General features: G+C 66.5%; 1 protein-coding gene. It reads left to right on the top strand.

Translation table 11 applies throughout. The features are described 5' to 3' along the window. A partial coding sequence (locus ACF8ML_RS12195) for a class III extradiol dioxygenase subunit beta (RefSeq protein ID WP_392407133.1) occupies positions 1-746 on the top strand: 746 nt, incomplete at both ends.

The raw sequence follows: 746 nt of genomic DNA, 5'->3' as shown, positions 1-746 counted from the left end.
ATCACCGCATCCGTCTACACCTCGCATGTGCCCGCCATCGGCGCGGCCATGGACCTGGGCAAGGTGGGCGACCCCTATTGGCAGCCGCTGTTCAAGGGCTTCGAGCACTCGCGCCAATGGCTCAAGGACAACAAGCCCGACGTGATCTTCCTGGTCTACAACGACCACGCGACCGCGTTCAGCCTGGACTTCATCCCGACGTTTGCCATCGGCACGGCCGCCGAATACCAGCCCGCCGACGAAGGCTGGGGCCCGCGCCCCGTGCCCAAGGTCGTCGGCCATCCGGAGCTGGCCAGCCACATTGCGCAGTCGGTGATCCAGCAGGACTTCGACCTGACCATCGTCAACAAGATGGACGTGGACCACGGCCTGACCGTGCCGCTGTCGCTGATGTGCGGCGAGCAGGACGCGCGCACGGGCGCCTGGCCCTGCCCGGTGATTCCGTTTGCCGTCAACGTGGTGCAGTACCCCGTGCCGTCGGGCCAGCGCTGCTTCAACCTGGGCCGTGCCATCCGCCGCGCCGTGGAAAGCTTCGACGAAGACCTGAACGTGCAGATCTGGGGCACGGGCGGCATGAGCCACCAGCTGCAGGGCGCGCGTGCGGGCCTGATCAACAAGGAGTGGGACAACCGCTTCCTGGACCTGCTGATCGAGAACCCTGCCGGCCTGGCCAAGATGCCGCATATCGACTACGTGCGCGAGGCCGGCTCCGAAGGCATCGAGCTGGTGATGTGGCTGATCGCGCG

Source organism: Delftia sp. WSY_10 (assembly GCF_043104705.1).
Lineage (GTDB): Bacteria > Pseudomonadota > Gammaproteobacteria > Burkholderiales > Burkholderiaceae_C > Comamonas > Comamonas tsuruhatensis.
Note: the sequence above shows the minus strand (reverse complement) of the source record. Positions and strands in the feature narration are given on the sequence as shown.